Source organism: Citrobacter sp. wls615 (genome assembly GCF_005281355.1).
GTDB lineage: Bacteria > Pseudomonadota > Gammaproteobacteria > Enterobacterales > Enterobacteriaceae > Citrobacter > Citrobacter werkmanii.
On record NZ_SZXM01000026.1, the window covers coordinates 166693 to 191058 of the forward strand.

The window sequence follows — 24366 nt, forward strand, 5'->3', positions numbered from 1 at the left end:
GGACATATCAGGCCTGACTCATGGTGTAACGCCAGGCCTGATAAGTGCGTTGCTAAGCCGCCAGTAACCTATCCATCGCTTTCTGCGCCACAACCAGATGCTGCCCTCCGAACAGAATAGCCCGATTCAGCAGCGTATAGAGCTGGTAGACAGGCTGTCTGTCGAGAAAATCCAGGGGGAGCGGCGAGACGGACTGATAACCATCATAAATTTGTGGCGGCTGTTCGGTATGTAACGGCAGCATTGCCAGATCGCACTCCCTGTCTCCCCAGTAGCAGGCAGGGTCGAAGATGTAGGGACCATTCGGGCCGAGCGCGCAGTTCCCCGACCACAAATCCCCATGCAGGAGCGACGGCTGCGGCTGATGGGAAGCGAGGCGTTGCTGAACATGCTCGACAATGGCGTCAATATTGCCAAACGCAATACCTTTCTCAGCGGCGAGTTCCAGTTGCCAGCCAATACGCTGCTCGGCAAAAAAAGTTGACCAGCGACGTTGCCAGGTATTGGGTTGCGGCGTGGTTGAGAGCGCATTGTCGAAGTCGAGTCCGAACTGCGGCTGATCGCTCCATTCATGCAAATGCGCAAGTTGTTGGCCGAGGATAAACGCGTTGTGCGCGTCAAGCGGACGGGGAGGGAGGAAGTCCATCACCAGGAAACTGTAATCTCTGTCTGCGCCTACCGCCCAAACTTTCGGTACTGATACGGTTTGGCTGCGGGAAAGTAGCTCCAGCTGATCGGCTTCCGCCGTAAAGCCGGTTAACAACTCTCTTTCATCGCATTTGACGAAAAAATCGCGCCCCGCATAGCGTAAATGCCATGCGGCGTGGATCTCTCCGCCGGGCAGTTCATTACGCAGTTCGATTTCGCCTTCACCTAATTGCTCGCTTAAAAGACGACTGATAGCCTGCCACATGATGTCTCTCCCCATGTTGTCTGCCAGATCATAAGGTTAGCGCAAGAATGCGGTTAAAAAACACGAACTGACGCACACCACGGACGCGTCATCGCTCGAAAGGCACTTAATGTTTGTCGTTCTTCTTCATCTCGCACCGTTGTGGAGAGGTCCGGTTGTACATGATTCACTTCTTTGTAATCACGTGATTTTTTAGCATAGACGTATAACACCCATGACGACAGTTTTACCGGAACATCCCCCTTCTGTTAAAAGGGGGACGGTGCCATTACTGAGCAAGGTATGCATATATTTTTTGCGTATCGTACAAAGCGCACAGACGCGTACCCTGATTCAGGGTTGCTGCGCTACCGGCGGCGACACCGAAACGAACAATATCGTCAAAAGGTGCGTTTTCAGCCAGTTTAAGCGTCATAGCGCCGACCATGCTGTCGCCTGCCCCTACGGTACTTTGGCTCTTCACCGGGGGGGGAACCACCTGGACGCAGGTGTCGCGATCAACGCCCAGCGCCCCTTGTGGCCCAAGAGACACCACGACGCGGTGTGCTTTACCCGATTGCACAATCTCCTGTGCGGCTTTACGCACGTCATCGGGCTGGGTGAGTTCGCGGTTCACCAGCGCGCTCAGTTCTTTGAGGTTGGGTTTGACCAGTTCGATATTGCCGATGGCTAACGCCGCCGTTAGCGCCTCGCCTGAGCTATCGACGATGCAGCGAATACCCTGTTTTTGTGCTGAGGTAACGAGTCGGGTCAGCTTCTCAAGCTGTACGCCAGGCGGCAAACTGCCGCTAATCACCAGCAGCGCGCCGGATTCAATTTCCAGCACCTGATCCTGAAGTTGATAGAACTCATCATCGGTCAGCGCAGCCCCGGGCATAACGAAGCGATACTGCTCACCGCTGGCCTCAACGTGGACGTGCAGATTTTGGCGGGTCCAGTCTTTGGCTTCGACCGTAGAGACGGGAACATTTTCGTCGGCGAGCAATGCAACAAGATGCTCTCCCGTGGCCCCGCCCGCGGGGAAGATAGCCGTCGCAGTACCGCCAAGATGAGCTATTGCACGAGCGACGTTGATGCCGCCGCCACCGGGTTCAAAAACCGGCGAAGTACAGCGAAGTTTACCTTCTGGGTAGATTTGCGGAGTAATTGTTGCGCTATCGAGAGAGGGCGCAAGTGTTAACGTATAGATACGTATCATCTTTACCTCCTGTTAGGCTGCCTTCAGTCTGGCACTTAACACCCCGAAAGTGAAGTAATTAACAACATGATTTTTCATATCTTTATTTAAAATTATCTGGGTAAAGTTATATAAATAAAATAACGATTTAAGAACGCTCTTATTCAAAAAATGAAATAAGAATTTATTGCTATGTTATTCGAGTCTTTTTATAATTTGTTACCTTTCAAGGGTCTTTTGTCATTGATCCATATGAAAGTTTCCGAGACCGTTATGGTCTCTTTTTTTGTTGTACGGACTCTTAATAAATGAAGCTTTTGAAGACAGTGCCCGCAGCATTCATGCTGATGGGAGGCCTGCTTGCGTCAATGCATGCTGCCGCCGATGATTCCGTTTTTACTGTCATGGATGACCCTTCCAGCGCGAAAAAACCCTTTGAAGGTAACCTGAACGCGGGATATCTCGCCCAGTCAGGCAACACAAAAAGTTCTTCTTTAACTGCAGACACCAACATGACCTGGTATGGTCAAACCACGGCGTGGTCTCTGTGGGGAAATGCCAGCAATACCTCCTCAAATGATGAGCGTTCATCAGAGAAGTATGCCGTAGGGGGCCGTAGTCGTTACAACATGACCGACTATGACTATCTCTTTGGGCAGGCAAGCTGGTTGACCGACCGTTACAACGGTTATCGCGAGCGTGACGTACTGACCGCAGGTTACGGTCGTCAGTTCCTCAATGGACCGGTGCACAGCTTCCGTTTTGAATTCGGTCCTGGTGTTCGTTATGACGAGCACACTGATGGCACCACCGAAACGCAGCCGTTGGGCTATGCGTCCGGGGCCTATGCGTGGCAGATGACGGACAACACCAAGTTTACTCAGGGTGTATCGGTATTCGGTGCTGACGATACGACACTCAATTCGGAAACGGCTTTGAACGTTGCCATCAACGAACACTTCGGGTTAAAGGTGGCTTACAACGTGACCTGGAACTCTGAGCCGCCGGCAACTGCGCCGGAGCATACCGATCGTCGAACGACTGTTTCGCTCGGTTATCGTATGTAATGACAAGCCGGGTCAAATAATTGGCCCGGTTTTCCCAATTAAAGATAAGTTTATTTAATATTTAATCTACGCTTTATTTTTAACACATATCAATAACGCACTATTTATCAGATGAATTCGATTTAATAGTTAAATAAGCGGAACCGCACGGCAACTGCCAATAATTTAACCCCAGATCATGGCGGCCCAACGCAGCATCAGCATTGCCGCACAAATAACAAGCAGAATCACCACCATTTTCCAGTGTTTCTTCGCAAAGCGATTTGTTGGCATAGTTTTTTCCTGCTCATATTCGATGACTTTCGGCAAGTGTAACAAAGACGTCAGGGTGTCAGTGAATTGATTTACATCATACAGTGCGCGTTGATTGCTGCTTTGATCGACCCGTAACACCGTGTACACTGTCAACGGTGTTATCAAAAAAAGGGCGTAGGTCCAGCGTTGCCACTAAGGCAACCAGTGACATATTTCGCAGAGTGAAGCGGGAATCAGCCCACACCTTTTTGATAATTTTAAATATTGAATCTTTGTATGTGATCTTACGTGTGGGTCACCACTGCAAATAAGGATATAACATGCCTGTTATTACTCTTCCTGATGGCAGCCAACGCCATTACGACCACGCTGTAAGCCCCATGGATGTTGCGCTGGACATCGGTCCAGGTCTGGCGAAAGCCACTATTGCTGGCCGTGTTAACGGTGAGCTGGTAGATGCTTCCGATCTGATTGAACATGATGCGAAGCTCTCCATCATCACCGCGAAGGATGAAGAAGGTCTGGAGATCATTCGTCACTCCTGTGCGCACCTGTTAGGGCACGCGATCAAACAACTCTGGCCGCACACCAAAATGGCGATCGGACCGGTTGTTGACAACGGTTTTTACTACGATATCGATCTTGACCGTACGTTAACCCAGGAAGACGTCGACGCGCTCGAGAAGCGGATGCACGAGCTCGCTGAGAAAAACTACGATGTCATTAAGAAGAAAGTCAGCTGGTACGAAGCGCGTGAAACCTTCGTGAAGCGTGGTGAGACCTATAAAGTCTCTATTCTTGATGAAAACATTGCCCATGATGACAAGCCTGGCTTGTACCATCATGAAGAATATGTCGATATGTGCCGTGGCCCGCACGTGCCGAACATGCGTTTCTGCCATCACTTCAAACTGATGAAGACCGCTGGGGCATACTGGCGTGGCGACAGCAATAATAAGATGCTGCAGCGTATTTATGGTACTGCATGGGCAGATAAAAAAGCCCTCAACGCCTACCTGCAACGTCTGGAAGAAGCCGCCAAACGCGATCACCGTAAAATCGGTAAACAGCTTGACCTGTATCATATGCAGGAAGAAGCGCCGGGTATGGTGTTCTGGCACAATGATGGCTGGACTATCTTCCGTGAACTGGAAGTCTTTGTTCGTTCGAAACTGAAAGAATACCAGTATCAGGAAGTTAAAGGTCCGTTCATGATGGACCGCGTGCTGTGGGAAAAAACAGGTCACTGGGATAACTACAAAGATGCGATGTTCACGACGTCTTCAGAGAACCGTGAATACTGCATTAAGCCGATGAACTGCCCGGGTCACGTACAGATCTTTAATCAGGGTCTGAAATCTTATCGCGATCTGCCGCTGCGTATGGCTGAGTTTGGTAGCTGCCACCGTAACGAGCCGTCAGGCGCGCTGCACGGTCTGATGCGTGTTCGTGGCTTCACTCAGGATGATGCGCATATCTTCTGTACTGAAGAACAGATCCGTGATGAAGTTAACGCTTGTATTCGTATGGTCTACGATATGTACAGCACCTTTGGCTTCGAGAAGATCGTTGTCAAACTGTCCACTCGCCCCGAAAAACGTATCGGTAGCGATGAAATGTGGGACCGTGCTGAAGCTGACCTGGCCGTTGCGTTGGAAGAAAACAACATCCCGTTTGAGTTCCAACTGGGTGAGGGCGCGTTCTACGGTCCGAAAATTGAATTTACCCTGTATGACTGCCTCGATCGTGCATGGCAGTGCGGTACTGTACAGCTGGACTTCTCTCTGCCGTCCCGTTTAAGCGCCTCTTATGTTGGCGAGAACAACGAGCGTCAGGTGCCGGTTATGATTCACCGTGCAATTCTTGGGTCGATGGAACGTTTCATCGGTATCCTGACCGAAGAGTTCGCTGGCTTCTTCCCGACCTGGCTTGCGCCGGTTCAGGTTGTGGTCATGAACATTACTGATTCTCAGTCTGAATACGTTAACGAATTAACGCAGAAACTACAAAATGCGGGCATTCGTGTAAAAGCAGACTTGAGAAATGAGAAGATAGGCTTTAAAATCCGCGAGCACACTTTACGTCGTGTCCCTTACATGTTGGTCTGTGGCGACAAAGAGGTTGAAGCAGGCAAAGTTGCCGTGCGCACCCGTCGTGGCAAAGACTTGGGCAGCCTGGACGTAAATGAAGTGATTGAGAAGCTGCAACAAGAGATTCGCAGCCGCAGTCTTCAACAACTGGAGGAATAAGGTATTAAAGGCGGAAAACGAGTTCAAACGGCACGTCCGAATCGTATCAATGGCGAGATTCGCGCCCTGGAAGTTCGCTTAACAGGTCTGGAAGGCGAAGCTTTGGGTATTGTGAGTCTGAGAGAAGCAATCGAAAAAGCTGAAGAAGCTGGAGTAGATTTAGTTGAAATCAGCCCTAACGCCGAACCGCCAGTTTGTCGTATTATGGACTACGGCAAGTTCCTTTATGAAAAGAGTAAGTCTTCTAAGGAACAGAAGAAAAAGCAAAAAGTTATCCAGGTTAAGGAAATTAAATTCCGTCCTGGCACCGACGATGGCGATTACCAGGTAAAACTCCGCAGCCTGGTACGCTTTCTGGAAGATGGCGATAAGGCTAAGATCACGCTGCGTTTTCGCGGCCGTGAGATGGCCCACCAACAGATCGGTATGGAAGTGCTCAACCGCGTCCGTGACGATCTGAGTGAACTGGCAGTAGTCGAATCCTTCCCTACGAAGATCGAAGGCCGTCAGATGATCATGGTGCTCGCTCCTAAGAAGAAACAGTAAGGCCTTCAAGTAGCAATGTCTGTGGAGCCTGCGGGTTCCACAGCCGTTGTTCGCCTACGTTTCGTTTATTAACAATGCGAAGTGGAAGTTATTAAAATGCCAAAAATTAAGACCGTACGCGGTGCTGCTAAGCGCTTCAAAAAAACCGGTGGTGGTGGATTTAAGCGTAAGCACGCAAACCTGCGTCATATTCTGACCAAAAAATCTACTAAGCGTAAACGTCACCTGCGTCCAAAAGGCCTGGTTTCTAAAGGCGATCTGGGTCTGGTTATCGCGTGCCTGCCGTACGCATAAGCCGTTAACGTTTAATTAATTTTTTACTAAGAATATAGATACAGGAGAGCACATATGGCTCGCGTAAAACGTGGTGTAGTTGCCCGTGCACGTCACAAGAAAATTTTGAAACAAGCTAAAGGCTACTACGGTGCGCGTTCTCGCGTATACCGCGTTGCCTTCCAGGCTGTTATCAAAGCTGGTCAGTACGCTTATCGTGACCGTCGTCAGAAAAAGCGTCAGTTCCGTCAACTGTGGATTGCGCGTATCAACGCAGCAGCACGTCAGAACGGTATTTCTTACAGCAAATTCATCAACGGCCTGAAAAAAGCCTCTGTTGAAATCGACCGTAAGATCCTGGCTGACATCGCAGTATTCGACAAAGTAGCGTTCACCGCTCTGGTTGAAAAAGCGAAAGCAGCTCTGGCATAAGCCGGTGAAAAGAGGGAGCCTGGCTCCCTCTCTTTTATTGTAGGGCAATCAATTGGTTGACAATTTACCCGTAAGCCTTTTCAATAAAGGTTGTCCGGTTTTTACCACACAAGGTAACGCAAGCATGAATGCTGCTATTTTCCGCTTCTTCTTTTACTTTAGCACCTGAACTCAGGAGGCTTGCGCGTGAAAGAAGAAACGGAAAACAGCGCCTAAAAGCCTCCCTGGTGGAGGCTTTTTTTATACGCGTCATCCTTCAAGTTGTCTCTGTGTTGGCTGCATTCGCTCACCCCAGTCACGTACTGATGTACGCTCCTGAGGATTTGCTCTTTTGCCGCCTTGATACAACTTGAATGATTTTGCGTATATACGAGCGACTAGTGAATATCGCCACATAACGAGGAAAACCATGTCACATCTCGCAGAGCTGGTTGCCAGTGCAACGGCCGCCATTAACCAGGCTTCAGATGTTGCCGCGTTAGACAATGTCCGCGTCGAATATTTGGGCAAGAAAGGGCACTTGACCCTTCAGATGACAACCCTGCGCGAGCTGCCGCCAGAAGAGCGTCCGGCAGCAGGTGCGGTGATAAACGAAGCCAAAGAACAGGTACAGCAAGCGCTGAATGCACGTAAAGCCGAATTAGAAAGTGCTGCGCTGAATGCCCGTCTGGCTGAAGAAACGATCGATATCTCACTGCCGGGACGTCGTATCGAAAACGGCGGTCTGCATCCGGTAACACGTACTATCGACCGTATTGAAAGCTTCTTTGGTGAGCTGGGCTTTACCGTGGCGACCGGTCCGGAAATCGAAGATGACTATCATAACTTCGACGCACTGAATATTCCTGGCCATCATCCGGCACGTGCTGACCACGACACCTTCTGGTTTGACGCGACCCGTCTGCTGCGTACGCAGACTTCCGGTGTGCAGATCCGCACCATGAAAGAAAAACAGCCGCCGATCCGTATCATCGCCCCTGGGCGCGTATATCGTAACGACTACGATCAGACGCACACTCCAATGTTTCATCAGATGGAAGGGCTGATTGTTGATACCAACATCAACTTCACCAACCTGAAAGGTACGCTGCACGATTTCCTGCGCAACTTCTTTGAAGAAGACCTGCAGGTTCGCTTCCGTCCTTCTTACTTCCCGTTCACCGAACCTTCTGCGGAAGTTGATGTGATGGGCAAAAACGGCAAATGGCTGGAAGTGCTGGGCTGTGGGATGGTTCACCCGAACGTGCTGCGCAACGTGGGTATCGATCCGGAGATCTACTCTGGCTTTGCATTCGGTATGGGTATGGAGCGTCTGACCATGTTGCGTTATGGCGTGACCGACCTGCGTTCTTTCTTCGAAAACGATCTGCGTTTCCTCAAACAGTTTAAATAAAGGCAGGATAAAACAATGAAATTCAGTGAACTGTGGTTACGCGAATGGGTAAACCCGGCGATTGATAGCGATGCGCTGTCAAACCAAATCACGATGGCGGGTCTGGAAGTTGACGGTGTGGAACCTGTTTCGGGCGCGTTCAACGGCGTGGTGGTGGGTGAAGTGGTTGAGTGCGCTCAGCACCCGAACGCTGACAAACTGCGCGTCACCAAAGTGAATGTAGGCGGCGACCGCCTGTTGGATATCGTCTGTGGCGCGCCGAACTGCCGTCAGGGCCTGAAAGTGGCTGTGGCAACCGTGGGCGCCGTACTGCCGGGCGACTTTAAAATTAAAGCGGCGAAACTGCGTGGTGAACCGTCTGAAGGCATGCTGTGCTCGTTCTCCGAGCTGGGCATTTCCGACGATCATAGCGGCATTATCGAACTGCCCGCCGATGCGCCAATTGGCACCGATATCCGCGAATACCTGAAGCTTGACGACAACACCATCGAAATCAGCGTTACGCCGAACCGCGCCGACTGCCTGGGTATCATCGGTGTGGCACGTGATGTGGCTGTACTGAACCAGGCTCCATTGGTTGAGCCGCAAATCGCGCCTGTAGCCGCAACCATTAACGACGTCCTGCCGATTCAGGTCGAAGCAGTGGAAGCTTGCCCGCGCTATCTGGGCCGCGTTGTGAAAGGCATCAACGTTAAAGCGCCAACTCCGTTGTGGATGAAAGAAAAACTGCGTCGCTGCGGCATCCGCTCCATTGATGCAGTCGTTGACGTCACCAACTATGTGCTGCTCGAACTGGGTCAGCCAATGCATGCGTTCGACAAAGATCGCATCGAAGGCGGGATTGTTGTTCGTATGGCAAAAGAGGGGGAAACCCTGGTTCTGCTGGACGGCAGCGAAGCGAAACTGAATGCGGATACGCTGGTGATTGCGGACCATAACAAAGCGCTGGCCATGGGCGGCATCTTTGGTGGCGAACATTCCGGCGTGAATGATGAAACGCAAAACGTCCTGCTGGAATGCGCATTCTTCAGCCCGCTGTCTATTACCGGTCGCGCACGTCGTCATGGCCTGCACACCGATGCCTCTCACCGCTATGAGCGTGGTGTCGATCCGGCGCTGCAGTACAAAGCGATGGAGCGCGCTACCCGTTTGCTGATTGATATCTGCGGCGGTGAAGCCGGTCCTATTATTGATGTGACCAACGAAGCGACGCTGCCAAAACGCGCGACCATTACGCTTCGCCGCAGCAAACTGGATCGTCTGATCGGACACCATATTGCTGATGACCAGGTGAGTGATATTCTGCGTCGTCTGGGTTGTAACGTCACGGAAGGTCAGGATGAGTGGAAAGCGGTAGCGCCGAGCTGGCGTTTCGATATGGAAATCGAAGAAGACCTGGTCGAAGAAGTTGCCCGTGTATACGGGTATGACAATATCCCGAATACGCCAATTCAGGCAGGTCTGATCATGGGTGAGCATCGTGAAGCGGATTTATCGCTGAAACGTGTAAAAACCATGCTGAATGACAAAGGCTACCAGGAAGTTATTACCTACAGCTTTGTCGACCCGAAAATTCAGGCGTTGCTGCATCCGGGTGAAGAATCGCTGCTGCTGCCAAGCCCAATTTCTATTGATATGTCAGCAATGCGCTTGTCACTGTGGACCGGTTTGCTGTCAACGGTGGTGTATAACCAGAATCGTCAGCAGAACCGTGTGCGTATTTTTGAAACGGGTTTACGTTTCGTACCGGATACGCAGGCCAACCTTGGGATCCGTCAGGATCTGATGCTGGCAGGCGTGATCTGCGGTAACCGTCATGATGAACACTGGAATCTGGCAAAAGAGACCGTTGATTTCTATGATTTGAAAGGCGATCTGGAAGCGGTTCTCGACCTGACCGGCAAACTGGCGGACATTCAGTTCAAAGCTGAAGCGAATCCAGCACTGCATCCGGGTCAGTCTGCGGCGATTTATCTGAAAGGTGAACGTATTGGTTTCATTGGGGTTGTTCATCCTGAACTGGAACGTAAACTGGATCTGAACGGTCGCACTCTGGTATTTGAACTTGAGTGGAACAAGCTCGCAGACCGCGTGGTGCCTCAGGCGCGTGAAGTTTCTCGCTTCCCAGCGAACCGTCGCGACATCGCAGTCGTTGTGGCAGAAAACGTTCCCGCTGCGGATATTTTATCCGAGTGTAAGAAAGTTGGCGTAAATCAGGTAGTTGGCGTAAACTTATTTGACGTGTACCGCGGTAAGGGTGTTGCGGAGGGTTATAAGAGCCTCGCTATCAGCCTGATCCTTCAGGATACCAGCCGTACACTTGAAGAAGAGGAGATTGCCGCTACCGTCGCCAAATGTGTAGAGGCATTAAAAGAGCGATTCCAGGCATCATTGAGGGATTGAACCTATGGCGCTTACAAAAGCTGAAATGTCAGAATATCTGTTTGATAAGCTTGGGCTTAGCAAGCGGGATGCCAAAGAACTGGTCGAGCTGTTTTTCGAAGAGATCCGTCGTGCTCTGGAAAATGGTGAGCAGGTAAAACTCTCTGGTTTTGGTAACTTCGATCTGCGTGATAAGAATCAACGTCCGGGCCGTAACCCGAAAACGGGCGAAGATATTCCCATTACAGCACGGCGCGTGGTGACCTTCAGACCCGGACAGAAGTTAAAAAGCCGGGTTGAAAACGCAACGCCCAAAGAAGAGTGATTTAACGATTCGTTAAGTTACTTGCGCTGCCAAGCGCAAAGCATGACGTATATAACTAAAAAGGCCGCTCTGCGGCCTTTTTCCTTTTCACTACCGAAACAGCACCGTAGAATCACCCCCATCTCTTTTCAGCAGAATGGAAAACATGCTGACTTTCGCCCATCAACAGCAGCGACGAAACGTGCGCTGGATACTGTCTCTGTCAGTGCTGATGTTACTGGCAACGATTTTAAGCTTGTGCGCAGGAGAACAATGGATCGCTCCCGGCGACTGGTTCAGCGCCCGCGGCGATCTGTTCGTCTGGCAAATCCGCTTTCCTCGTACCCTCGCCGTTTTGCTGGTAGGCGCTGCGTTGGCCTTATCCGGTGCGGTAATGCAGGCCCTCTTTGAAAATCCCCTCGCGGAACCGGGTCTACTGGGCGTGTCTAACGGCGCAGGAGTTGGGCTCATCGCTGCGGTGCTGCTCGGCCAGGGACAGCTTCCCGGCTGGGCGTTGGGTTTATGCGCCATCGCCGGGGCGCTGATTATTACTCTCATTCTGTTACGCTTTGCCCGTCGGCATTTGTCTACCAGTCGCTTGCTGCTGGCGGGAGTGGCGCTGGGCATTATCTGTAGCGCGCTGATGACGTGGGCCATCTACTTTTCCACCTCTTTTGACTTACGACAACTGATGTACTGGATGATGGGTGGCTTTGGCGGCGTAGACTGGCATCAGGCCTGGCTGATGGTGGCGTTGATCCCCGTACTGATATGGATCTGCTGTCAGTCTCAGCCGATGAATATGCTGGCGCTGGGGGAAACTTCTGCGCGCCAACTGGGGTTACCATTATGGTTCTGGCGCAATCTGCTGGTGGTCGCCACGGGATGGATGGTCGGCGTAAGCGTGGCGCTGGCGGGAGCGATTGGTTTCATTGGATTGGTTATCCCACATATTTTGCGGTTGTGTGGTTTAACCGATCACCGTGTTCTCCTGCCTGGCTGCGCGTTGGCTGGCGCAATCGCGTTATTGTTTGCCGATGTTGTCGCGCGTTTGGTGCTGGCTTCGGCTGAACTGCCCATCGGCGTGGTGACGGCTACCATGGGAGCCCCGGTATTTATCTGGCTATTGTTGAAAGCCGCGCGCTAGAAAGCGTTGGTTCGGTCTATGATTAAAAACTGAAAATCAACCTGTTGTTCTGGAGATGCTATGCAAGACACTATCCTCAATACAGAAGTGACGACCATTGACGGCGAGGCGACTACGCTGCAACCGTATTCCGGCAATGTACTGTTAATCGTCAACGTTGCTTCAAAATGTGGACTGACGCCGCAATACGAACAACTGGAGAACCTGCAGAAAGCCTGGCATCAGCAGGGCTTCAATGTGCTTGGTTTTCCCTGCAATCAGTTTCTGGGCCAGGAACCGGGCAGCGAAGACGAAATAAAAACGTATTGCAGTATGACCTGGGGCGTTACTTTCCCGATGTTCAGCAAGATTGACGTCAACGGCGAGGGGCGTCATCCGCTCTATCAGAAGCTGATTGATGCCGCGCCAACGGCTGTTGCGCCAGCAGACAGTGGATTCTATGAACGTATGGTCAGTAAAGGCCGGGCGCCGCTCTACCCGGACGATATCCTGTGGAACTTTGAGAAGTTTTTAGTGGGGCGGGATGGGCAAGTACTGCAACGATTCTCTCCGGATATGACGCCTGAGGATCCTATGCTGGTGCAAAGCATCAAGAAGGCGCTGGCAAACTAATGTCTCGATTGATGCAGCTACAGGATGTAGCGGAATCGACCCGGCTCGGCCCGCTTTCTGGTGAAATAAAAGCAGGGGAAATCCTGCATTTGGTGGGACCTAACGGTGCGGGGAAAAGTACGCTGTTGGCGCGTATGGCGGGTTTGACGACCGGGGAGGGCAGCATCACCTTTGGCGACATGGCGCTTGAAGAATGGCCGGCAGCAAAGCTGGCGCAATATCGTGCTTATCTTGCGCAACAGCAAAACCCGCCTTTTGCCATGCCAGTCTGGCATTTTCTGACGCTGCATCAACCCGACAAAGCGCGAGTCGATCTGTTACAGGAGGTCGCCGATGCGCTGGGTTTGGGGGATAAGCTGGGGCGTGGCGTGAATCAACTCTCCGGCGGTGAATGGCAGCGTGTACGCCTCGCTGCCGTTATTTTGCAAATTTGCCCGCAAGCAAATCCATTCGGTCAGCTTTTACTGTTGGATGAGCCGATGAACAGCCTTGACGTCGCGCAACAAAACGCCCTGGACAAGTTATTGGGGCAGCTTTGTTTGCAGGGAATAGCGATTGTAATGAGCAGCCATGACCTCAATCATACCTTGCGCCATGCGCATAAGGCCTGGTTGCTCAAACGTGGGAAGCTGGTTGCAAGTGGCTCACGTGATACGGTCCTGACGCCAGCTAATCTGTCTGCGGCTTACGGCGTGAACTTCCGTCGTTTGGATATCGAAGGCCACAGAATGCTCATATCAACCACTTAAGTTAAATGGGTTCTTGAAAATCATATAATTTCCACGCTAAATTGGCATAAAAATTAAATCCAGAGGATTCGTCCTGAATGCGTTTTTGGCTCCTTTTTATCACAGCATTGTTTTTGGCGGGCTGCAGCAGCCATCGTGCTCCTGCGCCAAATGCCCACTTGTCGGATTCTATCGCCGTTATTGCTGGTCTTAATGACCAGCTACAAACCTGGCACGGTACACCTTATCGTTATGGTGGTATGAGCCGTAGCGGGGTGGATTGCTCAGGGTTTGTTTTGATGACGATGCGGGATCAATTCGATCTACAGCTCCCGCGCGACACGCGCACGCAATCAAAGATTGGTACCGAAATCGATAAAGATGATTTGCTGCCAGGCGATCTGGTTTTCTTTAAAACCGGATCCGGAGAAAGTGGTCTGCATGTCGGCATTTACGACACCAATAATCAATTTATTCATGCCTCAACCAGCCGCGGAGTGATGCGCTCGTCACTGGATAATGTCTACTGGCGTAAAAACTTTTGGCAGGCTCGACGTATTTAATCCTCACAACTGACGAGGCTGCCAGCGACTGCGCAGCCTCGCCCCCAGCGTTTGCACGTTAACTTTTATATCTGTCCTAAGCAGAACAATAACCCTGCGCGTTAAGAGAGTATCTTACTAAAAATATGATTTATACCGAGATATTAAAAAGTGCAAAGCTGGATATTCGCTTATAATCAGGATAAGCTAAAAAAAAGGATTCGATTTACTGGCTATAAAGGGAAAAATGAAAGAGCCTCTACTTGCATCAGCAGTAACGTATTTCTCCATCCTTTGCTACAGGATGCCGGATAACACCTATGCAGAGGGGCTGGTACGATGATTGTTTCACTGGATAATCTTTATCAATCGGAATTCTCTTTTCTTCCGGCGAGAAGTGAAAAAGGCGATCTTGAGTTCGTAGATATCATCACCAGTTTTGCCAGCCTGCATGGGGATGTGCGTATACCAACCGAGCTGGTCTTACCCCGGATGTCGGACGATGAGCAATACCGTTTATTTGCAGAAAAACTAGAATTAATCGAAACGTGCCAACATTTTTTTATTCAGCGCAGAGTCTCAGCCTGGATTAATTTAACTCCGGCAATTGCTAATACTTTATTATCAGACGCTAAATATGCTTCACAAATTGAACGATTTTCATTTCTGGAACTGACTATTAATGAAAGCTATCCAGAGTTAAACAAAGGTAAAGACAATCCAACGCTGGCTGCGCTTGCGGCAAGATTTCCATTAGTTTTACAAAACTATGGCGCCGGCGGCATATCAACGCGGGCAATTTTTGATGGCCTGTTCAAACGTGTGGTGTTGGATAAAAACTTTGTTCAACAAAGGATTGCACATATTTCATTTGAACCATTTATGCGCGCTATCCAGGCGCAAATCTCACCCTGCTGTGAGTCAATCATCATTAGCGGTATTGACACGCAAGAGATGCTGGCGCGAGTGCTTCCTCTCGGTTTCAGCGCGATGCAGGGAGGACTGTGGCCTGCGGTGCCGCCCGCGCAGATAATTTCATTGTCCAGGATATAACCCTTTTATTTGCTGGTGTTTAACAGGCTATTAACAGTCTACACTAGAGACAGGAGGCCTTATGACCCTGTCTTTTACCACCCGCTGGCGTGATGAATTACCAGCAACCTATACAGCACTCTCGCCCACGCCCCTGAAAAACGCGCATCTTATCTGGCATAACGATGCTCTGGCTGAGCAATTGGCTATTCCTGCGGCGCTGTTTACTCTTCCAGATGGTTCAGGCGTTTGGGGAGGCGAATCCTTGCTTCCCGGGATGTCGCCTTTAGCGCAAGTTTATAGCGGACATCAGTTCGGCGTCTGGGCAGGACAGCTTGGCGACGGACGCGGGATCCTGCTGGGCGAACAACAGCTTGCTGATGGCTCGACGCTTGACTGGCACCTGAAAGGCGCCGGACTCACGCCTTATTCCCGCATGGGCGATGGACGCGCCGTGCTGCGTTCAACCATTCGCGAAAGTCTGGCCAGCGAGGCGATGCACTACCTGGGAATACCCACCACGCGGGCATTGTCGATTGTCACCAGCGACACGCCGGTATATCGCGAAACGGTAGAGCATGGGGCGATGCTCATCCGCGTGGCGCAAAGCCATATGCGCTTTGGCCATTTTGAACACTTTTACTATCGTCGCGAGCCGGAAAAAGTCCGTCAACTGGCAGACTTCGCGATTCGTCATTACTGGCCGCATTGGCAGGAAGAAGCCGATAAATATCAGCTGTGGTTTAGCGATATTGTCACGCGTACCGCAAGCTTAATCGCCGACTGGCAGGCGGTAGGGTTTGCGCATGGCGTTATGAATACGGACAACATGTCGATTCTGGGGCTGACGATGGATTACGGTCCGTATGGTTTTCTTGATGACTACGTGCCAGATTTTATCTGTAACCACTCCGATCATCAGGGACGATACAGTTTCGATAATCAACCGGCCGCCGCGTTGTGGAACCTGCAACGTCTGGCGCAAACCCTGTCGCCATTTATCCCGGTCGAGGCGCTCAATGATGCGCTGGACAATTACCAGATGGCGCTGTTAGCGCGTTACGGTCAACGGATGCGGCAAAAGCTCGGCTTTTTTAGCGAGCAGAAAAACGATAACGACCTGCTGAGTGAACTGTTTAGCCTGATGGCGCGAGAAAGACGCGACTATACGCGAACGTTTCGCATGCTCAGTCTGACGGAACAACACAGTGCGCTATCTCCGCTACGCGATGAGTTTGTGGACCGTGCGGCTTTTGACGGCTGGTTCACGCGGTATCGCTCGCGTCTGGAACAGGACAGCGTTGCTGACGATGTCAGACAAACACAGATGAAGGCGGCAAACCCGGCGATGGTTTTACGCAACTGGCTGGCGCAACGGGCGATTAGTCAGGCGGAGCAGGGTGATTACGCCGAGCTACATCGGCTGCACCAGGCGTTGCGTACCCCGTTTGTGGATCGCGATGATGACTATGTCAGTCGGCCGCCTGACTGGGGCAAACGGCTGGAAGTGAGCTGTTCAAGCTAAGGTGCCAGAAATACCTGTGGGGACGCGTTGGCCGGATGATGGCCAACGTGAACCTGAGCACCGTACCAGCGCATCAGATCATCGGCCCGTAACACGGTCTCCGGCGTCCCTTGCGACGCCAGCCTGCCATTATGCAATAACACTATTCTGTCAGCCCACAAGGCGGCGAGATTCAAATCGTGAAGCACAATACACACATGCAGCTCTCCTGAAGCGACAAGCGTTTTCAGTAACCGCAGCAGATGCTGCTGGTGGTAAAGATCCAGCGCAGAGGTGGGTTCATCAAGAAATAACCAGCCGCGAGGCGCTCCGTCGCACCAGAGTTGCGCCAGGGCTCGGGCTAACTGCACGCGCTGTTGCTCGCCGCCGGAAAGCGCGGCGTATTGCCGACCTGCCAATGGTGTGCATCCGGTCATGTCCATCACCTGCGCGATAAGGCGAGATTCCGAACGCTGGGTCCAGGGCGCGCGTCCCATCGCGATAACGGCCTCTACCGGCCAGTCAAATCCCAGTTGCGTTTGCTGACGCATCACCGCCCGATGGCGCGACAGGGTCTGCGTATGCCACTCATTCAGCGCTTTGCCCGCCAGCACGCAGCGCCCGGCAATAGGTTTGAGGAAACCGGTCAACAGGCGCAGCAGGGTAGATTTCCCCGCACCGTTTGGGCCGATGAGCGCCACCAGTTCACCTTTTGCGAGGGCAAGCGATACATCAGCAATCACCGACTTGCCCGCCACGCGATAGTGAAGCCCTTCAGCAACGAAATATTCAGCCATGCGATCCTCGCTGACGAAAAATAAGCCATAAAAACCACGGGGCGCCGAGCAGACTGGTTAACAGACCGACCGGCATTTCCGCCGGCGCAACTGAGGTGCGGGCCAGCGTGTCGGCAATCAGTAATAAAAACGCGCCCGCCAGCACGGAACCGGGGATAACGGCCCGATGGTCTGCGCCGAGCCACATCCGCATTAAATGCGGGATAACCAGCCCGATGAAGCCAATTACGCCGCTTACTGCTACCGCTGCGGCTACCAGCAAGGCGCTGCAAAGCAGCAAAATACGCTGGATTGTACGCACATTCACGCCAAGATAATGTGCCTCTTCCTCACCCAGTTGCAGCAGGTTCAGGGCCGGAGCCAGATGCCAGATGATCAGCACCGTCGGGATAGCCAGCGAGGTAACCGCCAGCAGCGTGGACCATTGCGCAGCGCCCAGACTTCCCATCCCCCACAGCGACAGCTGGCGCAGTTGCGCATCATTACTGACCCACGACAGAACGCCAACAGCCGCCCCGCAGAGCGCGTTGATCGCTATACCGACCAGCAGCAGCCGCGAGAGTGAGCCGTCGCGCTGTTGGCTGAGGATAAAAATCACCACGGTAGCCGCCAGCGCGCCGACAAATGCAGCCAACATTGGCGCATACAGCATCAGTAACGCGGGCAAAGAGACAGGCAGTACCACCAACAGCGTAACCGGCAGGTCGCGCAGGGTAATTTCATCCTGTAGCCAGCCGGAGCTGAAATCGATTTTTGCCTCCGGGAAACCGGTGGTTGCGCCACCCGGTTGCTGTTCCTGACGATAGTATTCGCCACCGTAGGTCATCAGGTGAGAAGCAAATGAGTCGGTAAACAGGCGGCTACGGTTGTCGATTTTCCCGCCTTTGGTGGTCTGCTTGCGAAATTCGCCGGTGCTATCCGTGTTTTGTGCATTAATACGCGCTTCGGACCAGTAGATGCGCGCATCCGCGTTCAGCCAGTCATTATCCGCCGGGGAGAGGGAGTAAGTCAGTTGCGCATCGCGTTGGATGGTTGAGCGTTCGGTCATTGGATTGCTGGTGGCATCCGCCGCGCTGGTTTGTGGGTTTTTAGGTTCCCGGGCATCATTGTTGTAATAACGCAGCGAGCCGGCCAGCGTCTGGGCGCTGTCAATTTTCCAGCTGCCTTTCGCCAGCATATTGTTAATCGCTTCGTCGTTCGGAGCGGTAGTACCGTCGCTCTGGCGCAAATTACCGCGATCGCGGCTGGACCAGGCCAGCAGCCCATCGAGGGTATCGGTGCGGCCAAATGTGCTGGCGCCCATACCGAGGCTATGATCGCCGGTAGCTGCGGTACCGAACACGCGATAACCGCTGTTTTGTCCGGCTGCCAGCAGATCTTTAGCATCCGCAGTGTCATAGGCGATTACGCCACCCAGCGCGCCGCTGCCATACAGCAGTGCGGAAGGGCCGCGTACCACTTCAATCCGCTTGATTAGCGCCGGATCGAGGAAGGTACTGTTCAGGTGCCCGGTATCGGTTCCCTGGCGAACGCCATCCACCAGCACCAGAACACCGCGACGGTCATAGCCGCGCAGATTGACGTCCTGACCATTTGTCCGACCCGTACCGTCCAGGGTCAGGCCCGGAACCTTCCGTAACAGGTCGGCTGCCGAGCTGGCTGTCTGGTTTTCAGGTGCAGTAGCGTCGATAACGCTGACCATCATCGGCGCTTCAAAGGCGCTACGGGGATTACCGGTGGCGGTGACGGTCATATCCTCTACTGCCGCCCAGGCAACGACGGGAAGATTACTGACAATCGCCAACGCCAGGAGCGACGGGCGCAAGGATGCGGTGTGCAGGTGGGGCATAGCAACTCTCCATTAGAAAATCGAAAAGCGCTGGCTGCCTGGGTATCACCTGGGTGGCTGGCGAAAAGTGTCGTTTATTTAGTCAGAATGAGTTTTCCAGCATGGGTCTGGCGCAGCAGGTAGTGCTGGCCATCGTGCTCTATAATCACGCGTCCTTCTTTGCCCAGCAAACTTTTACTGTCAATGCGACGCTCGGTTGCGGCGACGACAGGCGGTGTTTTTTCTTTTGCAGGCGTTGCTGTTGTGTTATCCATACGTGACATAGAGTTTAAAAATAGCAATCAATGTAACAATGATAATCATTATCATCAAACTGCAAATTTGCGGCAAGCGTTTTTGTGAAATAATTGTGACGGGAACGGTTTTTGCACAACAATGAAGGGAAAAACAAAGAATTACCACCGGGCAACGTAGTGTTACCCGGTGAACAGCGTTAAAAACGGCTATCAACCGCAGAGGCGAGTTTGCCCACCAGCAGTTCAGTATCTTCCCAGTTCAGGCACGGGTCGGTAATCGACTGACCGTAAACCAGCGGCTGACCGCTAACGATTTTTTGCGTGCCTTCGCGCAGGAAACTTTCCGCCATGATCCCGGCAATCGCCGTCGAACCGTTGCGAATTTGCTGGCATACGTCATCACACACTTCCAACTGACGGCGATGCTGCTTCTGGCAATTACCGTGGCTAAAATCGACGACCAAATGCTCAGGCAGGGAAAATTCGTGCAGGGTATCGCAGGCGGCGGCAATATCTTCAGCATAATAATTTGGCTTTTTACCACCGCGCATAATGATATGCCCGTATGGGTTACCACTGGTCTGATAAATGGTCATCTGGCCGGTTTTATCCGGGGAGAGGAACATATGGCTGGCGCGGGAGGCGCGAATCGCATCGACAGCGATACGGGTATTGCCATCCGTGCCGTTCTTAAACCCAACCGGGCAGGAAAGAGCAGACGCCATTTCGCGGTGGATCTGGCTTTCGGTGGTGCGCGCGCCAATGGCGCCCCAACTGATTAAATCGGCAATAAACTGGCCGGTCACCATGTCGAGGAATTCCGTTGCCGTGGGTACACCCAGTTCATTGACCTGCAACAGCAATTTACGCGCCAGCTCAATGCCGTGGTTCACACGGTAACTGCCGTTCAGATCCGGGTCGGAAATTAAGCCTTTCCAGCCCACGACGGTGCGTGGCTTTTCAAAATAGGTACGCATCACGATTTCGAGACGCGTCTGGTACTTTTCGCGCAGCGCCTGTAGACGCGTGGCGTATTCCACTGCGGCATCAAGATCGTGAATCGAGCAAGGGCCTACGATCACCAGCAAACGGGGGTCTTCACCGTTCAATATTTTTTCTATCCGGCGTCGGGAGTCCGTAACATGACGGGCGACGGAGGACGAAACAGGATGCCGCTGCGCAAGCTCTGCTGGAGTGACCAGGTTGTCAATACGCGCAGTACGGAGTTCATCGGTTCTGTTCATTACTTGTCTCAGAAATTTGTTGCTTCAACGGCAGGACTACCGGGAAGTGATGTGCATCACAATATCACACTCATCCGGCCTGGTGGCGAGCATAATAACAAAAAATCGAACCAATGCACTAGCATTCTAGTACATGCGGCGATTCAGCCCCATAATGTCGAGGATCTTGGTGGCAATCTCTTCTACCGAGTAATTGGTACTGTTCAACCATGGGATCTGATTTTTCCGGTACAGTGCTTCCACTTCGGCAACTTCCATCCGACACTGGCGCAGAGAGGCGTAACGGCTGTTCTCCCGTCGCTCTTCGCGGATCGCCGCCAGGCGTTCGGGGTCGATGGTCAGGCCGAACAGTTTATGCTGCAGCGGCTTCAGGGACGTGGGCAGCACCAGGTTATCCATATCATCGGCAATAAAGGGGTAGTTGGCCGCGCGGATACCAAACTGCATGGCCAGATACAAACTGGTCGGGGTTTTGCCGCAACGGGAAACGCCGAGCAGGATCACCTGCGCCTGATCGAGGTTGCGCAACGAAATACCATCGTCATGGGCAAGAGTGTAATCAATGGCGGCAATACGCGCATCGTACTTGTTGAGGTTGCCGGGATTCAGGCCGTGGGTACGATGGGCTATCGGCGTTGGGTCGAGCTTCATCTCTTGCTGCAATGGGGCGACCAGCGCCTGCACGATATCCTGACAAAACCCCTCGCTTTGCAGAATGATTGAGCGGATTTCCGGCAAGACGATGGAGTAAAACACCAGAGGACGCACGCCGGTTTGTTGGTAAATGGCGTCAATCTGGTCTTTAACCGCGCGCGCGCGGCTCTCGTTTTCAACAAACGGCAGCGTAATGCTGTTGATAGTGACCGGAAATTGCGACATTACCGCGTGGCCCAATACCTCGGCGGTGATGGCCGTACCATCAGAAATATAAAAAACGTGACGATCAACAGCATTATCCATTTTGTGCATCCTGGGGCAGACATAATTCTCTGAAAGCATAAATTAAAATTCGCCAGAAGCGAATATTGCGCTATCACTTTTATAAACTGAAACGCTATTTTTATATTTAATGAAAAGTACATTTCATTTTTCGGAACAAATGTTTATACCGATAGTTTTTGTGGTGATCCCCTGTCGCTCGCGGGTTTGCGCAAATGCGGAAACAATCTTAAAAAATAAAAAATAAAGTTGCTTGAACGATTCACCGTTTTTTTCGCCGCGGTAAATATGCAAAGATAAATACGCAAAATTGAGTTTCCTAACCTCGTTCATATATAAGGATTGTTCGATGTCCAACAATGGCTCGTCACCGCTGGTGCTTTGGTATAACCAACTCGGCATGAATGATGTAGACAGAGTTGGGGGCAAAAATGCCTCCCTGGGTGAAATGATTACTAACCTTTCCGGTATGGGTGTTTCCGTACCGAATGGTTTTGCAACAACCGCCGATGCGTTTAACCAGTTTCTGGACCAAAGCGGTGTAAACCAGCGCATTTATGAGCTGCTGGATAAAACGGATATTGATGATGTTACCGAGCTTGCGAAAGCCGGGGCACAGATCCGCCAGTGGATTATCGACACTCCTTTCCAGCCGGAGCTGGAAAATGCCGTCCGCGATGCCTACGCGCAGCTGTCAGCAGACGATGCCCATGCCTCTTTTGCCGTGCGTTCTTCCGCCACCGCAGAAGATATGCCAGATGCGTCATTTGCAGGTCAGCAGGAAACCTTCCTCAACGTCCAGGGCTTCGATGCTGTCCTGGTCGCTATCAAACACGTATTTGCTTCGCTGTTTAACGACCGCGCGATCTCTTATCGTGTTCACCAGGGCTATGATCACCGTGGCGTGGCGCTTTCTGCTGGCGTCCAGCGGATGGTGCGCTCCGACCTTGCGTCCTCAGGCGTTATGTTCTCCATCGATACCGAATCCGGTTTCGACCAGGTGGTGTTTATCACTTCCGCATGGGGCCTGGGCGAGATGGTGGTGCAGGGGGCCGTTAACCCGGATGAGTTCTACGTCCACAAACCGACGCTGGCGGCTAACCGTCCGGCTATCGTTCGTCGCACCATGGGATCGAAAAAAATCCGTATGGTCTACGCGCCAACCCAGGAACACGGTAAGCAGGTGACCATTGAGGATGTGCCGCAGGAACAGCGCGATATTTTCTCTCTGACCAATGACGAAGTGCAGGAACTGGCGAAGCAGGCGGTACAGATCGAGAAGCATTACGGTCGTCCGATGGACATCGAATGGGCGAAAGACGGTCATACAGGCAAGCTGTTCATTGTTCAGGCTCGTCCGGAAACCGTGCGTTCTCGCGGGCAGGTGATGGAGCGGTATACGCTGCACGCCCAGGGTAAAATTATTGCGGAAGGTCGCGCCATCGGTCACCGCATTGGCGCCGGCCCGGTCAAAGTTATTCACGACATCAGCGAAATGAACCGTATTGAGCCCGGCGACGTACTGGTGACTGATATGACCGACCCGGACTGGGAACCGATCATGAAGAAAGCGGCGGCGATTGTGACCAACCGTGGTGGCCGTACCTGTCACGCGGCGATCATTGCCCGTGAACTGGGGATCCCTGCCGTGGTTGGCTGTGGCGATGCCACCGAGCGCATGAAGGATGGTGAGAAGGTCACTGTCTCCTGCGCCGAAGGCGACACCGGTTATGTTTACGCTGAGATGCTTGATTTCAGCGTGAAGAGCTCCAGCGTGGAGACTATGCCGGATCTGCCATTGAAGGTGATGATGAACGTCGGCAACCCGGACCGGGCTTTCGACTTTGCCTGCCTGCCGAACGAAGGCGTTGGTCTGGCGCGCCTGGAATTTATCATTAACCGCATGATCGGCGTGCACCCTCGTGCGCTGTTGGAGTTTGATGACCAGACGCCTGAGCTGCAAAATGAAATCCGCGGCATGATGAAAGGTTTCGACTCTCCGCGTGAATTCTACGTTGGTCGTCTGACGGAAGGGATCGCGACGCTGGGCGCGGCGTTTTATCCGAAACGCGTCATCGTGCGTATGTCGGACTTTAAGTCCAACGAATATGCTAACCTGGTTGGCGGTGAGCGTTATGAACCGCACGAAGAGAACCCAATGCTGGGCTTCCGCGGGGCGGGCCGTTACGTTTCAGACAGCTTCCGCGACTGTTTCGCACTGGAATGTGACGCGGTGAAACGTGTCCGTAACGACATGGGTCTGACTAACGTTGAAGTGATGGTACCGTTTGTACGTACCGTTGCCCAGGCGAAAGCGGTGGTTGAAGAGCTGGCGCGTCAGGGGCTGAAACGCGGCGAGAATGGCCTGAAGATCATCATGATGTGCGAGATCCCGTCTAACGCCCTGTTGGCAGAACAGTTCCTTGAGTACTTCGATGGCTTCTCCATCGGCTCAAACGACATGACGCAGCTGGCGCTGGGCCTGGACCGTGACTCGGGTGTGGTTTCTGAACTGTTTGATGAGCGTAACGACGCGGTGAAAGCGCTGCTGTCGATGGCGATTCGCGCTGCTAAGAAACAGGGCAAATACGTGGGTATTTGCGGTCAGGGACCTTCTGACCACGAAGACTTCGCGGCCTGGCTGATGGAAGAGGGGATCGACAGTCTGTCGCTGAACCCGGACACAGTCGTACAGACCTGGCTGAGCCTGGCTGAACTGAACAAGTAATATCATGCCTTATCCGG

The 24366-nt window shown here is 52.4% G+C and carries 23 protein-coding genes, 2 pseudogenes and 1 other annotated feature; of the genes and pseudogenes, 16 read left to right on the top strand and 9 right to left on the bottom strand.

Features of this window, described 5'->3' with window-relative positions:
* Window positions 1–52: 52 nt before the first annotated feature.
* The gene (locus tag FDX04_RS09115) at window positions 53–913 is read right to left on the bottom strand and encodes a fructosamine kinase family protein (RefSeq protein WP_042308821.1); all 861 of its coding nucleotides are present in this window, start codon (window positions 911–913) and stop codon (window positions 53–55) included.
* 268 nt (window positions 914–1181) lie between these two features.
* Window positions 1182–2111: a 6-phosphofructokinase II gene (gene pfkB / locus FDX04_RS09120; protein ID WP_137360009.1), complete on the bottom strand. Its 930-nt coding sequence runs from the start codon at window positions 2109–2111 to the stop codon at window positions 1182–1184.
* 287 nt (window positions 2112–2398) lie between these two features.
* Between pfkB and FDX04_RS09125 the strand changes: the two genes are divergently transcribed.
* Window positions 2399–3157 (top strand): YdiY family protein, encoded by a 759-nt coding sequence (locus tag FDX04_RS09125; protein ID WP_042308816.1) that lies wholly within the window; start codon window positions 2399–2401, stop codon window positions 3155–3157.
* Between the two features lie 165 nt (window positions 3158–3322).
* Here FDX04_RS09125 and yniD read toward each other — a convergent pair whose 3' ends face one another.
* On the bottom strand, window positions 3323–3430 hold the full coding sequence (yniD, locus tag FDX04_RS09130; RefSeq protein WP_003030590.1) for a small membrane protein YniD: 108 nt from the start codon (window positions 3428–3430) through the stop codon (window positions 3323–3325).
* Between the two features lie 302 nt (window positions 3431–3732).
* Between yniD and thrS the strand changes: the two genes are divergently transcribed.
* The 14 genes from thrS to selO all read left to right on the top strand — a co-directional run bounded on the left by thrS (window position 3733) and on the right by selO (window position 16577).
* Complete coding sequence (gene thrS / locus FDX04_RS09135; protein ID WP_032939806.1) at window positions 3733–5661, top strand: threonine--tRNA ligase; 1929 nt, start codon at window positions 3733–3735, stop codon at window positions 5659–5661.
* A 3-nt stretch (window positions 5662–5664) separates the two neighbouring features.
* Window positions 5665–6207 (top strand): translation initiation factor IF-3, encoded by a 543-nt coding sequence (gene infC, locus FDX04_RS09140; RefSeq protein WP_048997935.1) that lies wholly within the window; start codon window positions 5665–5667, stop codon window positions 6205–6207.
* A 96-nt stretch (window positions 6208–6303) separates the two neighbouring features.
* On the top strand, window positions 6304–6501 hold the full coding sequence (gene rpmI, locus FDX04_RS09145) for a 50S ribosomal protein L35 (protein ID WP_003030583.1): 198 nt from the start codon (window positions 6304–6306) through the stop codon (window positions 6499–6501).
* A gap of 54 nt (window positions 6502–6555) precedes the next feature.
* Window positions 6556–6912, top strand: coding sequence for a 50S ribosomal protein L20 (rplT, locus tag FDX04_RS09150; protein ID WP_003030578.1), 357 nt, complete (start codon window positions 6556–6558; stop codon window positions 6910–6912).
* Window positions 6913–7031: 119 nt separating this feature from the next.
* Window positions 7032–7156 (top strand) — a sequence feature (Phe leader region).
* On the top strand, window positions 7037–7081 hold the full coding sequence (gene pheM, locus FDX04_RS24310) for a pheST operon leader peptide PheM (RefSeq protein ID WP_001386830.1): 45 nt from the start codon (window positions 7037–7039) through the stop codon (window positions 7079–7081). Its footprint overlaps the feature before it by 45 nt.
* Window positions 7157–7321: 165 nt before the next feature.
* On the top strand, window positions 7322–8305 hold the full coding sequence (pheS, locus tag FDX04_RS09160) for a phenylalanine--tRNA ligase subunit alpha (protein ID WP_003832580.1): 984 nt from the start codon (window positions 7322–7324) through the stop codon (window positions 8303–8305).
* A gap of 15 nt (window positions 8306–8320) precedes the next feature.
* Window positions 8321–10708 (top strand): phenylalanine--tRNA ligase subunit beta, encoded by a 2388-nt coding sequence (pheT, locus tag FDX04_RS09165; RefSeq protein WP_137370825.1) that lies wholly within the window; start codon window positions 8321–8323, stop codon window positions 10706–10708.
* Window positions 10709–10712: 4 nt separating this feature from the next.
* On the top strand, window positions 10713–11012 hold the full coding sequence (gene ihfA / locus FDX04_RS09170; RefSeq protein WP_003030571.1) for an integration host factor subunit alpha: 300 nt from the start codon (window positions 10713–10715) through the stop codon (window positions 11010–11012).
* A gap of 145 nt (window positions 11013–11157) precedes the next feature.
* Window positions 11158–12138, top strand: coding sequence for a vitamin B12 ABC transporter permease BtuC (gene btuC / locus FDX04_RS09175; RefSeq protein WP_042308812.1), 981 nt, complete (start codon window positions 11158–11160; stop codon window positions 12136–12138).
* A 60-nt stretch (window positions 12139–12198) separates the two neighbouring features.
* Window positions 12199–12750, top strand: coding sequence for a glutathione peroxidase (locus FDX04_RS09180; protein ID WP_042308809.1), 552 nt, complete (start codon window positions 12199–12201; stop codon window positions 12748–12750).
* Window positions 12750–13499 carry a vitamin B12 ABC transporter ATP-binding protein BtuD gene (gene btuD / locus FDX04_RS09185; RefSeq protein WP_061381453.1) on the top strand — a complete coding sequence of 250 codons (750 nt, stop codon included), beginning with the start codon at window positions 12750–12752 and terminating at the stop codon, window positions 13497–13499. The genes FDX04_RS09180 and btuD overlap by 1 nt, the downstream gene beginning before the upstream one ends.
* 77 nt (window positions 13500–13576) lie before the next feature.
* Entirely contained in the window at window positions 13577–14041 is a 465-nt protein-coding gene (locus FDX04_RS09190) for an NlpC/P60 family protein (RefSeq protein ID WP_137360029.1), read from the top strand.
* 318 nt (window positions 14042–14359) lie between these two features.
* Window positions 14360–15073, top strand: a complete 714-nt coding sequence (locus FDX04_RS09195) for an EAL domain-containing protein (RefSeq protein ID WP_137360030.1) — start codon at window positions 14360–14362, stop codon at window positions 15071–15073.
* 61 nt (window positions 15074–15134) lie between these two features.
* Complete coding sequence (gene selO / locus FDX04_RS09200; RefSeq protein ID WP_137370826.1) at window positions 15135–16577, top strand: protein adenylyltransferase SelO; 1443 nt, start codon at window positions 15135–15137, stop codon at window positions 16575–16577.
* Here the strand turns inward: selO and FDX04_RS09205 are convergent.
* The 6 genes and pseudogenes from FDX04_RS09205 to ppsR form a co-directional block, all read right to left on the bottom strand.
* Window positions 16574–17353, bottom strand: a complete 780-nt coding sequence (locus tag FDX04_RS09205) for a heme ABC transporter ATP-binding protein (RefSeq protein WP_137360032.1) — start codon at window positions 17351–17353, stop codon at window positions 16574–16576. The genes selO and FDX04_RS09205 overlap by 4 nt on opposite strands.
* Window positions 17346–18050 (bottom strand): annotated as a pseudogene (locus tag FDX04_RS09210) (FecCD family ABC transporter permease); the annotation flags it as partial. The pseudogene FDX04_RS09210 and the gene FDX04_RS09205, both read right to left, overlap by 8 nt.
* Window positions 18039–19202 (bottom strand): annotated as a pseudogene (locus FDX04_RS09215) (TonB-dependent receptor plug domain-containing protein); the annotation flags it as partial. The pseudogenes FDX04_RS09210 and FDX04_RS09215, both read right to left, overlap by 12 nt.
* Window positions 19203–19276: 74 nt before the next feature.
* A complete protein-coding gene (gene hemP, locus FDX04_RS09220) occupies window positions 19277–19465 on the bottom strand; it encodes a hemin uptake protein HemP (RefSeq protein ID WP_032939802.1) in 189 nt (62 codons plus the stop codon).
* A 170-nt stretch (window positions 19466–19635) separates the two neighbouring features.
* Window positions 19636–20682 (bottom strand): 3-deoxy-7-phosphoheptulonate synthase AroH, encoded by a 1047-nt coding sequence (gene aroH / locus FDX04_RS09225; protein ID WP_137370827.1) that lies wholly within the window; start codon window positions 20680–20682, stop codon window positions 19636–19638.
* Between the two features lie 126 nt (window positions 20683–20808).
* Window positions 20809–21642 (bottom strand): posphoenolpyruvate synthetase regulatory kinase/phosphorylase PpsR, encoded by an 834-nt coding sequence (gene ppsR, locus FDX04_RS09230; RefSeq protein ID WP_038640212.1) that lies wholly within the window; start codon window positions 21640–21642, stop codon window positions 20809–20811.
* Between the two features lie 328 nt (window positions 21643–21970).
* Here ppsR and ppsA point away from each other — a divergent pair, with 328 nt between their 5' ends.
* Window positions 21971–24349, top strand: a complete 2379-nt coding sequence (gene ppsA, locus FDX04_RS09235) for a phosphoenolpyruvate synthase (protein ID WP_042308787.1) — start codon at window positions 21971–21973, stop codon at window positions 24347–24349.
* The last annotated feature ends 17 nt before the right edge of the window (window positions 24350–24366 follow it).

What these genes read in the sequence shown, in the direction of transcription:
- FDX04_RS09115 (WP_042308821.1), bottom strand. Translation starts at nt 913, where the DNA reads ATGTGGCAGGCTATCAGTCGTCTTTTAAGCGAGCAATTAGGTGAAGGC.
- pfkB (WP_137360009.1), bottom strand. Translation starts at nt 2,111, where the DNA reads ATGATACGTATCTATACGTTAACACTTGCGCCCTCTCTCGATAGCGCA.
- FDX04_RS09125 (WP_042308816.1), top strand. Translation starts at nt 2,399, where the DNA reads ATGAAGCTTTTGAAGACAGTGCCCGCAGCATTCATGCTGATGGGAGGC.
- yniD (WP_003030590.1), bottom strand. Translation starts at nt 3,430, where the DNA reads ATGCCAACAAATCGCTTTGCGAAGAAACACTGGAAAATGGTGGTGATT.
- thrS (WP_032939806.1), top strand. Translation starts at nt 3,733, where the DNA reads ATGCCTGTTATTACTCTTCCTGATGGCAGCCAACGCCATTACGACCAC.
- rpmI (WP_003030583.1), top strand. Translation starts at nt 6,304, where the DNA reads ATGCCAAAAATTAAGACCGTACGCGGTGCTGCTAAGCGCTTCAAAAAA.
- rplT (WP_003030578.1), top strand. Translation starts at nt 6,556, where the DNA reads ATGGCTCGCGTAAAACGTGGTGTAGTTGCCCGTGCACGTCACAAGAAA.
- pheS (WP_003832580.1), top strand. Translation starts at nt 7,322, where the DNA reads ATGTCACATCTCGCAGAGCTGGTTGCCAGTGCAACGGCCGCCATTAAC.
- pheT (WP_137370825.1), top strand. Translation starts at nt 8,321, where the DNA reads ATGAAATTCAGTGAACTGTGGTTACGCGAATGGGTAAACCCGGCGATT.
- ihfA (WP_003030571.1), top strand. Translation starts at nt 10,713, where the DNA reads ATGGCGCTTACAAAAGCTGAAATGTCAGAATATCTGTTTGATAAGCTT.
- btuC (WP_042308812.1), top strand. Translation starts at nt 11,158, where the DNA reads ATGCTGACTTTCGCCCATCAACAGCAGCGACGAAACGTGCGCTGGATA.
- FDX04_RS09180 (WP_042308809.1), top strand. Translation starts at nt 12,199, where the DNA reads ATGCAAGACACTATCCTCAATACAGAAGTGACGACCATTGACGGCGAG.
- btuD (WP_061381453.1), top strand. Translation starts at nt 12,750, where the DNA reads ATGTCTCGATTGATGCAGCTACAGGATGTAGCGGAATCGACCCGGCTC.
- FDX04_RS09190 (WP_137360029.1), top strand. Translation starts at nt 13,577, where the DNA reads ATGCGTTTTTGGCTCCTTTTTATCACAGCATTGTTTTTGGCGGGCTGC.
- FDX04_RS09195 (WP_137360030.1), top strand. Translation starts at nt 14,360, where the DNA reads ATGATTGTTTCACTGGATAATCTTTATCAATCGGAATTCTCTTTTCTT.
- selO (WP_137370826.1), top strand. Translation starts at nt 15,135, where the DNA reads ATGACCCTGTCTTTTACCACCCGCTGGCGTGATGAATTACCAGCAACC.
- FDX04_RS09205 (WP_137360032.1), bottom strand. Translation starts at nt 17,353, where the DNA reads ATGGCTGAATATTTCGTTGCTGAAGGGCTTCACTATCGCGTGGCGGGC.
- hemP (WP_032939802.1), bottom strand. Translation starts at nt 19,465, where the DNA reads ATGTCACGTATGGATAACACAACAGCAACGCCTGCAAAAGAAAAAACA.
- aroH (WP_137370827.1), bottom strand. Translation starts at nt 20,682, where the DNA reads ATGAACAGAACCGATGAACTCCGTACTGCGCGTATTGACAACCTGGTC.
- ppsR (WP_038640212.1), bottom strand. Translation starts at nt 21,642, where the DNA reads ATGGATAATGCTGTTGATCGTCACGTTTTTTATATTTCTGATGGTACG.
- ppsA (WP_042308787.1), top strand. Translation starts at nt 21,971, where the DNA reads ATGTCCAACAATGGCTCGTCACCGCTGGTGCTTTGGTATAACCAACTC.